The organism is Brumicola blandensis (assembly GCF_031846165.1).
In the GTDB taxonomy this organism is placed as follows: Bacteria; Pseudomonadota; Gammaproteobacteria; order Enterobacterales; family Alteromonadaceae; genus Glaciecola; species Glaciecola blandensis.
Genome location: NZ_JAVRIE010000002.1, coordinates 108,949 through 122,832 on the forward strand (window position 1 = coordinate 108,949; position 13,884 = coordinate 122,832).

A 13,884-nucleotide genomic window follows, 5' to 3' on the forward strand; every position below is an offset into this window, starting at 1 on the left:
AGCTATGCCTTAAATTGATTTTTGATTAACGCGTTGGCTGACTTGTTCGGCAGTTTCAACACGCTCTGAATAACGATCCACAAAGTGGTCCTTATTATCTCGAAGAAGAAGTGTGAATTTCATCAACTCTTCCATTACATCGACTATGCGATTGTAATAAGGAGAGGGTTTCATTCGACCATCATCGTCAAATTCTAAAAATGCTTTTGCGACTGAAGACTGATTTGGAATAGTGACCATTCTCATCCATCGTCCCAAAATTCGCATTTGATTAACGGCATTGAATGACTGAGACCCGCCGCACACCTGCATGATAGCGAGTGTTTTTCCTTGTGTAGGACGCACGCCACCCATATTCAAAGGTACCCAATCAATTTGGCTTTTAAAGATACCGGTCATTGAGCCATGACGCTCGGGCGAGCACCATACTTGCCCTTCTGACCACATCATTAACTCATGCAACTCTTTTACTTTTGGGTGAGAGCCGTCGTTAGTATCTGGTTGTGGAAGACCTTCGGGGTTAAAAATGCGCGTCTCTGCTCCAAAAGCATTTAATAGGCGAGCACTTTCTTCAATCACCAAACGGCTAAATGAACGCGCTCGCAATGAGCCATATAGCAACAGTATCTTAGGTTTGTGCGCTGTCGTGTTTATTTGCATCTTGTCAGGAGCAGGCACCTCAAGCATGGCTTGATCCAGGTTTGGCATGTTCCAGTTTTCTATTGTCATTAGTGAGCTCCTAACTCAGCCAGTGCTCGTTTAAGAGACACTCTATCTAGGCCTTGTTCAGCAATATCTTTTAACTTCATCACTCGGGATGATATTTCTTCAATACAGGATAAAAAGGCGGCTTCAAGTTGAGCATCATCCCCGTCTATTTTTGAAGGATCGCTTAGCCCCCAATGCACCTTTAGGCTAGCACCGAAATAAACCGGACATGTTTCACCTGCGGCAGAATCACAGACGGTAATCACAATATCCGGCTGAAAATCTTCAAAATAATCCCATGATTGGCTATGTAAACCTTCAATAGAATGCCCAGTTTTAACAAGGTATTTCAGTGATAAAGGGTGAACCACGCCAGCAGGCTGACTTCCTGCGCTTTTTGCTTCGATTACATCACCAGCAAGTTGATTGCTTATTGCTTCAGACAAAATACTTCTGCAGCGATTGTGAGTACAAATATAAAGAATTTTCATTTGAGTTGGTCTCTCATTAGCAACATTTTAGGCTTGAAGATTTTGAAGCGACCAACTTTTGTAGTGCCGTCTCAAAGTATGAACTATTATTCTGTGCTGCATTGACAATAACGTCGCGCGCCCACGCAGGGAGTTCGTGATGAAGCTTATAAAACACCCATTTTCCCCGCCTTTCGTCGAGTAGAATGCCGCACTTACGTAATTGCGCGAGGTGACGAGATGTTTTGGGCTGATCTAAATCGAGTGCTTCCATCAGATTACAAACACAAGCTTCACCCGCTTCTGCAATTAACAGGAGTGACTTCAATCTCGTATCGTCTGATAAGCATTTAAAGAATGTACAAGGATTCATCATTTATATGTCAGAATTATATGTGGAAAATAACATATGTGAAATATCGCATGTGATTGTATGTAAGTAAAGTGTTTCGTTGGTGGGACAAGGTTTGAGTACGAAAAATGAAACAGCTGGAGTGATGGAGCTAGAAAGGAAGAAAAAGGTGGCGTTGGGCAGGGAACGTCCAAGCCACCGTGTAGCTAAACTTTATAAATCGTCAACAAAGTCTTCACGAGCAGGACTGAATGTATCGATCAAAATGCCACCCGTTGGGCAAACTGCGCCATGGTCTACGTGTGGTGGAACGAAAAAGCTATCTCCCGCTTTGAGTACTTTAATCACGCCATCTACATTGACATGAAATTCACCTTCCACTACGTAAGAAACTTGTGAATGACGGTGAGCATGCACATATCCCTCAGCGCCCTTATCAAACCAAATTTTGACTGCCATTAATTCGTGGTTGTATCCAAGCATTTGGCGCTTTAGACCGCCACCGATGTCTTCTATTTCGGTTTCGTTGCCAAAAGAAAAATGTTCGCTTTGACTCATAAGAAATCCTCTTTTCGGTTTAGTCGTTTGATTCGCCAAAACTAAACTCGGTGTATTTTACCAATAGGTCGACTAATAAGCAGAACACTGCACTGCTTGTCGACCAAATTGTTAGACCAATAGATCCCTGTTTTACTTCTTCAGTTGAAGGAAGTAATCGTAAATCTCAGGAACGTTACCATTTGCCATACCAGCATCAAATGCTGCTTGTAAGTTAGCAGACGTACCTTCTGCAATTTCTGCGCGAGTACCTAAGTCTTTCACCATTTCCAAGAAGTAACCTAAATCTTTATTCGCGTTACCAATCGAGAAACCTAAATCGCTAACGCCATCTACGGCGTAGTTCTTACAGAACTGCATGAATGGAGAGTTAGACGGGCCAGTAGACATAATATCAAAGAGTTGTTGACGATCTACACCAGCAAGCTCTGCTACAGCGAATGCCTGTGACATAGCAGCAACGGTAGTCATTCCCATGAAGTTGTTAATCAGTTTCGTGGTATGACCGGCACCTAAAGCACCTAAGTAAAAGACGTTCTCGCCTTGCATTTCTAGTACAGGCTTCACTTTATCAAACGTCGCTTGATCGCCAGACGCCATAATGTTTAGTAGGCCATCTTTTGCGTGGGCTGGTGTGCGACCCAGAGGTGCGTCAATCATGCCAGCGCCTTTCTTAGCTAGGTCTGCGCCAATTTTACGCGTAGATGCTGGAATTGAAGTACCGAAATCAACAAGGACAGCACCCTCTTTAATACCAGCTAAAATACCGTTGTCTGCGTAGACTAGGCTTTCTACAACATTTGAAGTTGTTAGACACAACATAATGATGTCACTAGCAGCTGCTAATTCAGCCGCTGATGATGCTTCTTTCGCACCGCGGGCAACCACAGCAGCAACAGCATCTTTATTGAGATCCATTACAATTGGTTCGAAACCCTTCTTTTGAAGGTTCTCAACCATGTTGCTACCCATAAGGCCAAGGCCGATGAAACCTATGGTAGGTTTTGTCATATCTAACTCCTAAAATTGTAGTGTATATCTATCTGAGTACTAACAAGTGCAAGCGTTTTGCTATGCATTAGTAGTAAAAGTCAGCTGTTTCCAGTTAATGAGTTTGCAACGCTTTATTAAAGTCTTGTTTACATCTCTATCTTTAAAGTCACATACTAACCAATCTGCTTTTAAATTGTCAACCAATTTAGTTTAAATTGGATAACCATATCTGGTTTTGTTTTTTCGAAAAGTGTTTTAAGTCACAATGAAAGTGCCTTACTTGGCTTGTGAGCCCCAATTTTATTGATTGTAATGAATATAGCGTTTATCCTTGACCTCTCAATTTTTTGGCTTCTTCCTTACTAAAAATGGACTATAAAATATGACTACAAGTGCTAAATATGACTACCTAATCGTTGGTGCAGGCCTGTTTAGTGCTGTCTTTGCGCATCAAGCCAGTTTGCAAAACAAGCGCGTATTGGTCATCGATAAGCGTGACCATAGAGGTGGTAATATCTACTGTGAAAATGTAGAGGGCATTAATGTACATAAATATGGCGCACACATTTTTCACACCAGCAATAAAGAAGTATGGGATTACGTGAATCAGTTCGTTGATTTTAACCACTACGTCAATTCTCCAGTCGCAAACTATCGCGACAAGCTTTATAACCTGCCATTCAATATGAATACCTTCTATCAGCTATGGGGTGTAAAAACACCAGCGGAAGCAAAGGCCAAGATTGAAGAGGTACGCGCACCTTATAAAGATTTAGAGCCGAGTAACTTAGAAGAGCAGGCGCTATTTTTAGGTGGTAAGGATTTATACGAGAAGCTCATCAAAGGCTACACCGAGAAACAATGGGGCAGGCCGGCCACACAAATTCCTTCATTTATTATCAAGCGTTTACCTTTTCGTTTTACTTTTGATAACAATTACTTCAACGATTTGTATCAAGGGATCCCAATCGGTGGTTACAACAAACTGATTGATGGATTGTTCGGTGACACAGAAATATTGACCGGTTTGAATTACTTTGATGAAAAAGAAAAGTATGACGCAATGGCAGATAAGGTGCTTTACACCGGTAAAATAGATGAGTTTTTTGACTGCCAGTTTGGCAAGCTAGAGTATCGAAGCTTACATTTTGAAACCGAAGTGCTCGACACTGATAACTTCCAAGGCAATGCGGTGGTAAACTACACTGACAAAGATGTGCCTTTTACCCGCATCCTTGAACACAAACATTTTGAGTTTGGCACTAGTGATAAAACCGTGATCACACGTGAGTATCCGCACGAATTCAGTAAAGATAATGAACCTTATTACCCATTGAATGACAAAGTAAACGAAGCGTTACTGAGTCAGTATCAAGAACTGGCTCAATCTGCGCAATACCGTGAAAAGTACATTTTCGGTGGCAGGTTAGCTGACTATAAATACTATGACATGGATGACACCATAGAAGCGGCGCTTAAATTGACGTCGCGAGAATTAAGCTAATAATATGAATAATAAAGTTTTTATTGCCCGTAATTACCGCTCAAAGTTTGACGCTGCAGGTAAAGCAAAGATGGATTGTGAAACCATCCTATTAAACAATGGGTGGCGCAACGTTGGCTTTAAACAAACGTGGATTTCGAACTCCCTACTAGGCACCTTGATAAGCGCTATTGGTATTACTTGGGGAATATTGCGTATACCCAAAAACAGTTATATTTGTTTACAGTATCCATTCAACAAATTTTACGGTTATTGTTTGTGGGGTGCTAAGCGCAAAAATTGTAAAGTCATTACGATCGTTCACGATGTCAAAAGCCTGAAAGGTAAATATGGCTATTCGCAAGACGAAATCGACACCTTAAATGAATCTGACCAACTCATCGTACATAACAAAGCCATGAGAACTTGGTTTGAGAGTCAAAATATTAAGCCTGATATGTATGAAATTGGCGCCTTTGACTACTTACACGAACCAAAGCTTTCCTTACCAAAAGTAGCGATTGATTATGCGAATTTACGTATTGTCTTCGCCGGTAATATGGGTTCAAAACAAAGTTTTATTTATTCATTAGATGACACTGAAACAGCTGGTTTTACCATGGACTTATACGGCGTGGGTTTTTATCCCGAATCAGTTAAAAAGTCAGAAGGCTCAGTACTCAACTACAAGGGCATGTTCCCAGCCGACGAAGTGATCGATCGCATTGATGGTGACTTTGGTCTAGTTTGGTATGGCGAGTCTTTAGATTCCTGCGATGGCGTTGCAGGGCAATATCTCAAATATAATAATCCACATAAGTTGTCATTGTACTTGCTGTGTGAAATGCCAATTGTCATTTGGGATAAAGCGGCCATGGCTGCTTTCGTAACAGAGCATGATATTGGGATTACCGTCAGTTCCTTAAGTGAATTATCAAGCAAGATAACAAGTTTGAGCAAAGAGGATGTTGAGCGCTTTAAGACGAATGTTAAAGCGCTTAAATTGAAACTAGAAAAAGGCGAGCTCTTATCCGCTGCCCTAAGGTCAGCTGAGGCGGAACTGTAAACTTTCATTTGTCGAAGAGTCTGAGCCAACAAAAACCGTGAACTCACCGTTTTCAACGACTGTGCTCAGATTCTTGCCAATAAAGCCTAACTTGTCGCTAGCGATCACAAACTCAATGGTCTGTTGTTGTTCTGGCAATAACAGCACTTGCGCGAAGTCTTTTAGCTCCTTAAATGGGCGGCTTACCGAAGCCACTTCGTCTCTGATATACAATTGAACAGTCTCTATTCCTTGCCTTTCGCTGACATTCTTTACGTCAACACTCACGATAATTGAGCTGTCTAGAGTCATACTTTGAGAGGACAATCGCAGGTTTGAATATTCAAATTTTGAGTAACTCAAGCCAAAACCAAAACAATATAAGGGCTCAGACTGAACATCGCGATAAGTTGTACTGTAGCGTAGGTCATTCTCTCCCGCGTCAAAGGTGTGACTAGTGCGCTTGTAGTTATAGTAAATCGGCACTTGTCCTGAATGATAAGGAAAGGTTACGGGTAACCTGCCTGCGGGATTATACTCACCAAGTAAAATGTCAGCGACCGCCTTACCTCCCATTGTTCCTGGCATCCATGCTTGTAACAACGCGTTTGAATTTTTTGCAATATCAGTCAGAACATATGGGCGTCCAGATACAATGACCGTGACTACCGGTGTGCCGGTGAAAGCAATTGCTTCAAGCAACTGTTCTTGCAAGCCAGGCAAGTGCAATGAGGCAGTGCCACCGCCTTCGCCACTCATCCAATATTCCTCACCTAACACGACAACAGCGATATCCGCCTCTTCTGCGGTCTTTATAGCTTCAGGAATGAGATCAGCGCCAGATTGCGTAAACTTGTCAATGCTAACACCTTGCGCATAGCTAAGTTTTATTTTGCCAGCCAAGGCAGTGTCGAGACCCTCAAACACGCTGATGGTGTCCTCTGGGTTGCCTTCAGCAAACCACCATCCATTTAAGTCTGCTTTGGTTTTTGCAAAAGGACCAATAACAGCAATTTTGGTCAGATTTGAATTGCTTGAGTCAAGAGGCAAAATACCATTTTTGTTTTCCAACAAAACCATACTTTTGCGGCTTAGCGCCAATGCGGTCTGTTTGTTTTCAGTTTTGAGAAGCTCGTTAGTTTCACGTTGCTCATCAAAATATAGATACGGATCGTCGAATAAACCCACTGTGTACTTTAAGCGCAGTACCCTGCGAACCGATTCATCAATAATATCCAGACTTATTTTGTCCTCGTCCAGTAGGGCTTTCAGGTGAAGAGTATAAGCATTTGAGGTCATATCCATATCGACATTATTTGAGATTGCCATCAGGGTTGCTTGTTTTAAGTCTTCGGCAACGCCAATTTTAATTAAGTTTGGAATAGTTTCCCAATCTGTCATAACTAGACCTTGAAACCCTAGCTCGCCCTTTAACACATCCTGAACGAGAAACTCATTACACGTCAGCGGAGTACCATCATACGCAGTATAAGCTAACATAATGCTCGACACGCCAGCATCAATCGCGGCTTTGAATGGCGGAAGGTGGATCTCGCGTAACTCTCTTTCGCTGATGTCCTGAATGTTATAGTCTCTGCCAGCAAGCGCAGCACCGTAGCCAGCAAAGTGCTTAACTGTTGCGAGGACGTTTTCCGTTTGCAAGGTATTTGTGGCTTGAAAGCCCAAAACTCGACGCTCAGCAATCAGGCTTCCCAAAAAGGGATCTTCGCCAGCACCCTCTAGGATCCTTCCCCAACGAGGATCGCGACTCACATCGACCATTGGCGCATAAGTTAAGTGTAACCCTGAAGCGGCAGCTTCTCTCGCCGCGACAGCCGCTGAGCTTTGGATCAAATCGAGATCCCATGAAGCTGCCTCAGCGAGAGGAACCGGAGTAATCGTTTTGTAGCCATGGATGACGTCTTCTTGAAATAACAAAGGCACTTGACCATTTGAAACAGCGATTTCCTGCAATGCACGATTTTGCGCTGCGCCATTTGACTTCAATACACTACCAACTTTCCCTTCAGCAATTAACGCATGATGTTCTGACGTGGGTTTACCCTCAATTGGGATCAGATTAAGTTGCCCTATTTTCTGTGCCAAACTAAGTGAATTTAGTAGCGATTCAATTCTATTATTTGCGTCATTCCCTAAATCACTTCCCAAGGCTGTTTTTTTGCTATTTTCAATTGATAAGTTCGTCATAACACCGCTTCTTTCATGGCATTCATTCGTATTCTCTATCGAACAAGATACTGTGCATTTATGACGATTACATTATCATGTGCGTTTCGTCGGGCTGAATAATTAAATTTCATTATCAAATGTCGTAATTACATATTTTCAACGTCACGATGCCAAGCAGCCACCGCGAGAACAGCCGTCACCCCGCCCACAGCCGTCACCCCGCCCACAGCCGTCATCCCCGTCCACAGTCGTCATCCCCGCGAAGGCGGGGACCCAGATTCCTGCCTCCGCAGGAATGACGAAGAAAGTAGGAATGACGTGCCCCCCACAACCGTCATCCCGCCCACAGCCGTCATCCCCGCGAAGGCGGGGACCCAGATTCCTGCCTCCGCAGGAATGACGAAGAAAGTAGGAATGACGTGCGCCACAGTCGTCTTCCCCGCGAAGGCGGGGACCCAGATTCCTGCCTCCGCAGGAATGACGAAGAAAGTAGGAATGACGAAGAAAGTAGGAATGACGTGCCCCACAACCGTCATCCCCGCGAAGGCGGGGACCTAGATTCCTGCCTCCGCAGGAATGACGAGGAAAGTAAGAATGACGAAGAAAGTAGGAATGACGTGCCCCCCACAACCGTCATCCCCGCGAAGGCGGGGACCTAGATTCCTGCCTCCGCAGGAATGACGAAGAAAGTAGGAATGACGTGCGCCACAGTCGTCTTCCCCGCGAAGGCGGGGACCTAGATTCCTGCCTCCGCAGGAATGACGAGGAGAGTATGAATGACGTGGAAATCAGCAATAACCGTTGAACATGAGTCATTGCATGCCACGCGCATTCAATTTATTCTATGAGAGTGCTGTAAAAACAGAAGCGGCTTCAAATACCTCCTTCGTTCAAACGTTCAAAGGCAAGTTTACCTATATTAAACCCATGGAAGATTTCAATGCGCCTAGCCAAAACCTCTCGTCTTACTAAACCAAAAAAGCCAAAGATTATGCTCATTAGTTTGTTCTGGCTTGGCTTGTTTGTAGGCTTGATATTTATGGTGAGATACACTAACGAACATAATCAGGAAGTTGTTGTTGCCGAAGTCGGCGATCCTTGGGATCCTAAACTAATCGAATGCAATAAAGTGGAAGATGCCACGCCAAGTGATGCCTTATCAGCCTGTATCGAAGTTGCGCAAAACGGTTGGTACAATGCTATGTATCGTTTAGTTTGGGCGTATAACCAGCCTGGAGAGTTCTTCGATTGGCGTGCGTCCTATTATTGGGCAATGGCGCTTAGTGAAGTCGATGACTATGCTGAAGTTTTTGCACAGTTATTACTATTCAAAAATGGTGAGAGCGATACCGATAAACTAAAAGGCGAAAAGCGCATTCGACAATTGGCTTCAAACAACCATCACATTGCCAGTGCATATTTGGCGTCCTTATATTACCTAGAGTTAAACACCTTGCCTAAAACCGAAAGGATCAGTTGGCTGCTTGAGCGTTCATACAATGAGAATAAGCATTGGGTGTTGCCAACAGACATCGCGACTATTTATGCCGAGGGTTATTTAGGAAAAAAACAGCCTGCCAAAGCGAAGAAAGTGCTCCTGGCAGCTGCTGAATTAGATTTTCCACACCACGCAAATAATATTGCTTGGTTAATGGCTACCACACCTATCAAAGAACTAGCCGACTATTCCACCGCGTTGAACATTGCATTGAAAGTCACAGAGGTTGAAGAATACTCTATAGACTATGTTTACGTTGATACCCTCGCGGCAGCTTATGCTGCAAGCGGTGATTATGAAAATGCGGTTGAAACTCAGAAGAATGCGGTTGAGTTGCTAAAAATCGAATATGAAAATGGCGGAGAAGGGCACCCTAAGATTAGCTCCTTCGAATCGCGCTTAAGCTTATTTAAGCAACAGAAACGCTTTGTTGATGATCTACCAGCCAATGATGGAAAGGCCTTTTTTACCAACTTCAAGGATATGATTGAAGCGGATTTAGGGCAGAGCTTTTTCTTTGAAATCGAGGCGCCAGAAAACCCAATGGTGATTGAAGACGAGCCCACCGTTGAAGTTGATAGCAATAACACTCAAATGTAAAGCAATGTAAAGATGCTGAACTAAACTCTGTTCTCATGGACTTATTCACGTTGAAAGAGCGCATTGCAGGTTTCATCCCTACCTTTTCCTGCGATGCAATCTTTCACATTTTCAAAAGTGAATATGATTGGAGAGTCCAAGCCCCATGCAACAAGCTAATATCCTTCTTATTGATGACGATGTTGAGTTAACCGACTTATTGAGTAAGTACTTATCGGTTGAGGGATATCAAGTGACGGTTGCGCATGATGGGGAAGCCGGAGTTGCCTTGCTAACAAGCCATAATTTCGACCTGATTTTGCTAGACGTCATGCTACCTAAAATGGATGGTTTCGAAGTTTTAAAAGAAATTCGCTTCCGTCAGTTAGTGCCGGTGGTTCTGCTAACAGCGAAAGACGAAGAATTCGAGCGGGTTTATGGTTTAGAGCTTGGTGCTGACGATTATGTGCCGAAACCCTTCAGTTCTCGAGAGTTACTAGCCCGTATCAGAGCGCACATCCGCCGCGAAAACTATGCTTCTAATCGCAATATGCAATCGACACTGAACATTGGCAAGTTGGTTGTGAATACCAATTTAAGAGAAGTGTTTTTCAATGGTATGTTTCTTGACCTTACGGATACTGAGTTTTCACTCGTTGAAATGCTTGCGCTTCATAAGGGTAAGGTTGTATCTCGAGAAGACATCAGCCTACAAGTATTTCGACGTCCACTGAACGAATTTGATCGCAGCATCGATATGCATTTTAGTAATCTACGGAAAAAACTAGCGATGTGCAAAGCCAATAACTTGATCCGCACTATTCGCGGAAATGGTTATATGTTGGTGCAAGAATGGCGCTGATAAGCACTCATAAATTCAGTCAAATTTTGCGTCGTATTAATCCATCTGCGAGTATCTTCGCGAGAGTGTTTATCTGGTTTTGGTTTGCGACGATCATACTTATAGCAACAACAGCATATTTAGCTAGGCAGGTGTTCTTTGAGCTAGAGATCCACGACATAGACCCATCGCAATTGCTAGAGCTGAGCATGATTGAGCAGGATCTCAATAAGTACTTTCAATCCCTAGATGCGGAGTCACTCGACCCAAACCAAAAGGCAAAAGCACTGTTTGAGTACTCAACTGACAATAAGATATTTTTAATCGCTTTGCCCGCACAAGATCCTCTTCAAGCGCTATCAAATAGTCTTGAGCGTGATCTGGCTGGTGAGTTAAATGCTTCGATAAATTTGGATTTGATTGCACTTCCACCGCCTGTGATCCCGTCAAATATCCAACTGCAAATCTTTAAAAATCAACAAGAACTGAAACGTTTTGATACCAGTTCAGCGGCATACTATGGCCCATTAAATTTAAGTATCGGCGATGAACGCTTTTTGGTCTTTCGAGCAGTCCCCAAACCGCTTGCTTGGTTCGTTAGCGCAAATCAAAATAGCCCCAAGTTTTTGGCGCTTCTGTCAGTGCTACTCAGTGGCGTGTTTTGCTTTGCTTTGGTAAGAACCTTACTAAAACCTATTAAAGGTTTGCAAGAAGCCACATCACAGATGGCGAATGGGCAACTGAATTACAGAATGCAGGAAACAAAACTGGGGAAAGACGAACTCGGCGAGTTAGGGCGTCAATTCAACACAATGGCTGCTCGTATAGAGCAACAAATGTTGGCCCAGAAGCGACTTTTGGCGGATATATCTCACGAACTTAAAACGCCCTTGGCGAGGCAATCTATCGCCCTAGATTTGATTCACCAACAGAAAGACCAAGCACAGCAAATCCTTGCTGCCGACTCTATTTCATATGATGAGCACCTGCAGCGTATAGAAAAAGAAAATAAGCTAATCAACGAAATGATAGGTAGTTTGTTGACCTTATCCAGACAGGAGCTGGATGAGACAAGGCAGCAAGAGGTCTTTCAAATTGGTGTTGTGATCCAAGACTTAGTCGATGATGCAGCCTATGAAAACACACGGATCACAGTGTCATTTGACAATCATTTAAGCCAAGCACTATTACTCAATACAAACAGGCAACTTTTATCTAGTGGCTTAGAAAATATTCTGAGGAACGGACTGAAATATGCGAAATCATTTGTTTTGGTATCCTTACGACAAGAGGGGAAAACGCTCAACATTACCATTGAAGACGATGGTTGTGGCGTGGAAGAGGAAGAGCTTAGTAACATATTCAAACCCTTTGTTAGAGTATCAAAGGCCAGAGACCGGATTAGCGGCGGAGCAGGCTTAGGTTTGGCAATTGCACAAAAAGCGATTGATGCCATGAAAGGTGATATTGAAGCCAATAATAACGAGTATGGCGGCTTAACCGTCAGCGTTATTTTACCCATCGATTTATCAGTAGAGTTTGAGAATTCCGCCGCCGTACTCTAAGCTAGTAACACATCAAAACGATATCCAACATGCTTTAGGGAACGAAACGTGCTGCAACCAGAATCGACCGGCGTTATTTTTGTTGATATCCAAGGTAAATTGGCTGAGCTCATCGAACAAGCTGAGCCCTTTATTAGCAACACAGTGGCTCTGTTCAAGGGCGCACAAGACTTACACATGAAAACGCTTGTTTTAGAACAGATGCCGGACAAACTCGGTCATACGGCTTCTGCACTCAGCGACTGTTTTTCTTCAGAACAACAAATCATCGCTAAACACCATTTTAATGCGTGTCATGAAGCTGAATTTGTAACACAGTTGCAGGATCCCAGCATTAGCGACTGGCTAGTTTGCGGTATCGAAGCGCATATTTGTGTCTATCAAACAATCACTGGGTTGCTTGAAAGTGACCTAGCTACACCGCGGTCTATTCATCTAGTATGTGATGCCATTGGCTCGCGAAACCTGAATAATAAAGCCATCGCTATTCAGAAGCTCAATGCTTTGGGAGTGCAGTTAAGTTCCACTGAAATGTGTCTGTATGAGCTCTTAAAGGATGCTCAAAATCCGGCTTTCAAGCGCATTTTGAGCTACATCAAATAGGACGAGAGAATTCGCATGTCCCAAACATCGCAATACCAAAGGAAGACTAATGAACACGAATTACATATTGAATAGCCGCCTGCAACGCTCTGCACTAAACTTGCGGGCAGCAACCTTCGCCGGTTTGGCTCTGTTAAGTTTGTGTGCGACGAGTTTTCACAGCCAAGCTACACAGGTTGCGAATAAGTCTCAAGAAACGAACAAAGCTCAAGAAACCCTCTCTCAGGACAATTTGATATACATGCTCACTGACAAGGGCATGATAGTCATTGAGCTTGCCGACTTTATTGCCCCGAACCACGTGAAGCAATTTACCGCTCTAGTGGAAGAAGGCTTTTATGATGGATTAGATTTCTATCGTGTTATTGACGGCTTTGTGGCCCAAGGCGGGGACCTGAGTGAAAAGAAAGCATCGGCGCATAATGGCCCTTTGCAAGCCGAGTTTAGCCGGATAAGCGAGCCTAAATCTGAATTCTACCCGGTTCAATCTCCCGATTTATATGCAGACGAAACGGGTTTCATTAAAGGCTTTCCAGCGGGTCGAGATACAGAAGCAAAGACTGAGTGGTTGCTACATTGTCCTGGCGCTGTCGCAATGGCGCGGACTAATGACGCCAACTCTGGCACAAGCGATTTCTACATTGTGATTGGCCAAGCACCTCGTCAGCTCGACCGCAACATGAGTGTGTTTGGTCAGGTTGTTTATGGCATGGAGCACGTACAAGCCTTTTCACGGGGTAAAAGGGAAGACGGCGGACAGATTAGCGATGCAAGTCAAAGAAGCAAAATTATTAGCGCAAGACTCGGTAAGACCATCCCTAAACAAGAACAAATCGTGCTCACACGCCCAACCGTGCGAGGAGACATATTTCAGCAACGACTGGAAGGTGGCAGAACCTTGGATAATCCCTTTTTTCACCACAAAGGGAATGGCAATGTTGATGTTTGTTATTACCGGCCCATGACTTCCGTTGCACAGAACTAATTTAAAGAGGTAAA

13 protein-coding genes are annotated in these 13,884 nt (G+C 43.6%); 7 read left to right on the plus strand and 6 right to left on the minus strand.

Features of this window, described 5'->3' with window-relative positions; genetic code table 11:
- Window positions 1-9: 9 nt before the first annotated feature.
- The 5 genes from arsH to RM544_RS05750 all read right to left on the minus strand — a co-directional run bounded on the left by arsH (window position 10) and on the right by RM544_RS05750 (window position 3,099).
- Window positions 10-708 carry an arsenical resistance protein ArsH gene (gene arsH / locus RM544_RS05730; RefSeq protein WP_311361337.1) on the minus strand — a complete coding sequence of 233 codons (699 nt, stop codon included), beginning with the start codon at window positions 706-708 and terminating at the stop codon, window positions 10-12.
- Window positions 709-728: 20 nt separating this feature from the next.
- The gene (locus RM544_RS05735) at window positions 729-1,199 is read right to left on the minus strand and encodes an arsenate reductase ArsC (RefSeq protein WP_311360818.1); all 471 of its coding nucleotides are present in this window, start codon (window positions 1,197-1,199) and stop codon (window positions 729-731) included.
- Between the two features lie 16 nt (window positions 1,200-1,215).
- Entirely contained in the window at window positions 1,216-1,551 is a 336-nt protein-coding gene (locus RM544_RS05740; RefSeq protein WP_311361338.1) for a metalloregulator ArsR/SmtB family transcription factor, read from the minus strand.
- A gap of 192 nt (window positions 1,552-1,743) precedes the next feature.
- Window positions 1,744-2,088: a cupin domain-containing protein gene (locus tag RM544_RS05745; RefSeq protein ID WP_311360819.1), complete on the minus strand. Its 345-nt coding sequence runs from the start codon at window positions 2,086-2,088 to the stop codon at window positions 1,744-1,746.
- Between the two features lie 132 nt (window positions 2,089-2,220).
- Entirely contained in the window at window positions 2,221-3,099 is an 879-nt protein-coding gene (locus RM544_RS05750) for an NAD(P)-dependent oxidoreductase (protein WP_311360820.1), read from the minus strand.
- A 364-nt stretch (window positions 3,100-3,463) separates the two neighbouring features.
- Here RM544_RS05750 and glf point away from each other — a divergent pair, with 364 nt between their 5' ends.
- Window positions 3,464-4,585, plus strand: a complete 1,122-nt coding sequence (glf, locus tag RM544_RS05755; RefSeq protein WP_311360821.1) for a UDP-galactopyranose mutase — start codon at window positions 3,464-3,466, stop codon at window positions 4,583-4,585.
- A 4-nt stretch (window positions 4,586-4,589) separates the two neighbouring features.
- A complete protein-coding gene (locus tag RM544_RS05760; RefSeq protein ID WP_311360822.1) occupies window positions 4,590-5,630 on the plus strand; it encodes a glycosyltransferase in 1,041 nt (346 codons plus the stop codon).
- Here RM544_RS05760 and bglX read toward each other — a convergent pair.
- Window positions 5,610-7,817: a beta-glucosidase BglX gene (gene bglX / locus RM544_RS05765; RefSeq protein WP_311360823.1), complete on the minus strand. Its 2,208-nt coding sequence runs from the start codon at window positions 7,815-7,817 to the stop codon at window positions 5,610-5,612. The genes RM544_RS05760 and bglX overlap by 21 nt on opposite strands.
- A 922-nt stretch (window positions 7,818-8,739) precedes the next feature.
- On the opposite strand from bglX, the gene RM544_RS05770 reads away from it, so the two are divergent.
- From RM544_RS05770 to RM544_RS05790, 5 genes are all read left to right on the plus strand, one after another.
- Window positions 8,740-9,897 (plus strand): hypothetical protein, encoded by a 1,158-nt coding sequence (locus RM544_RS05770; RefSeq protein ID WP_311360824.1) that lies wholly within the window; start codon window positions 8,740-8,742, stop codon window positions 9,895-9,897.
- A gap of 145 nt (window positions 9,898-10,042) precedes the next feature.
- A complete protein-coding gene (locus RM544_RS05775) occupies window positions 10,043-10,738 on the plus strand; it encodes a response regulator (protein WP_311360825.1) in 696 nt (231 codons plus the stop codon).
- Entirely contained in the window at window positions 10,729-12,282 is a 1,554-nt protein-coding gene (locus tag RM544_RS05780) for an ATP-binding protein (protein WP_311360826.1), read from the plus strand. The genes RM544_RS05775 and RM544_RS05780 overlap by 10 nt, the downstream gene beginning before the upstream one ends.
- 48 nt (window positions 12,283-12,330) lie before the next feature.
- On the plus strand, window positions 12,331-12,885 hold the full coding sequence (locus RM544_RS05785; protein WP_311360827.1) for an isochorismatase family protein: 555 nt from the start codon (window positions 12,331-12,333) through the stop codon (window positions 12,883-12,885).
- Window positions 12,886-12,934: 49 nt separating this feature from the next.
- Window positions 12,935-13,870 carry a peptidylprolyl isomerase gene (locus tag RM544_RS05790; protein WP_311360828.1) on the plus strand — a complete coding sequence of 312 codons (936 nt, stop codon included), beginning with the start codon at window positions 12,935-12,937 and terminating at the stop codon, window positions 13,868-13,870.
- Window positions 13,871-13,884: the final 14 nt, after the last annotated feature.

What these genes read in the sequence shown, in the direction of transcription:
- arsH (WP_311361337.1), bottom strand. Translation starts at nt 708, where the DNA reads ATGCCAAACCTGGATCAAGCCATGCTTGAGGTGCCTGCTCCTGACAAG.
- RM544_RS05735 (WP_311360818.1), bottom strand. Translation starts at nt 1,199, where the DNA reads ATGAAAATTCTTTATATTTGTACTCACAATCGCTGCAGAAGTATTTTG.
- RM544_RS05740 (WP_311361338.1), bottom strand. Translation starts at nt 1,551, where the DNA reads ATGAATCCTTGTACATTCTTTAAATGCTTATCAGACGATACGAGATTG.
- RM544_RS05745 (WP_311360819.1), bottom strand. Translation starts at nt 2,088, where the DNA reads ATGAGTCAAAGCGAACATTTTTCTTTTGGCAACGAAACCGAAATAGAA.
- RM544_RS05750 (WP_311360820.1), bottom strand. Translation starts at nt 3,099, where the DNA reads ATGACAAAACCTACCATAGGTTTCATCGGCCTTGGCCTTATGGGTAGC.
- glf (WP_311360821.1), top strand. Translation starts at nt 3,464, where the DNA reads ATGACTACAAGTGCTAAATATGACTACCTAATCGTTGGTGCAGGCCTG.
- RM544_RS05760 (WP_311360822.1), top strand. Translation starts at nt 4,590, where the DNA reads ATGAATAATAAAGTTTTTATTGCCCGTAATTACCGCTCAAAGTTTGAC.
- bglX (WP_311360823.1), bottom strand. Translation starts at nt 7,817, where the DNA reads ATGACGAACTTATCAATTGAAAATAGCAAAAAAACAGCCTTGGGAAGT.
- RM544_RS05770 (WP_311360824.1), top strand. Translation starts at nt 8,740, where the DNA reads ATGCGCCTAGCCAAAACCTCTCGTCTTACTAAACCAAAAAAGCCAAAG.
- RM544_RS05775 (WP_311360825.1), top strand. Translation starts at nt 10,043, where the DNA reads ATGCAACAAGCTAATATCCTTCTTATTGATGACGATGTTGAGTTAACC.
- RM544_RS05780 (WP_311360826.1), top strand. Translation starts at nt 10,729, where the DNA reads ATGGCGCTGATAAGCACTCATAAATTCAGTCAAATTTTGCGTCGTATT.
- RM544_RS05790 (WP_311360828.1), top strand. Translation starts at nt 12,935, where the DNA reads ATGAACACGAATTACATATTGAATAGCCGCCTGCAACGCTCTGCACTA.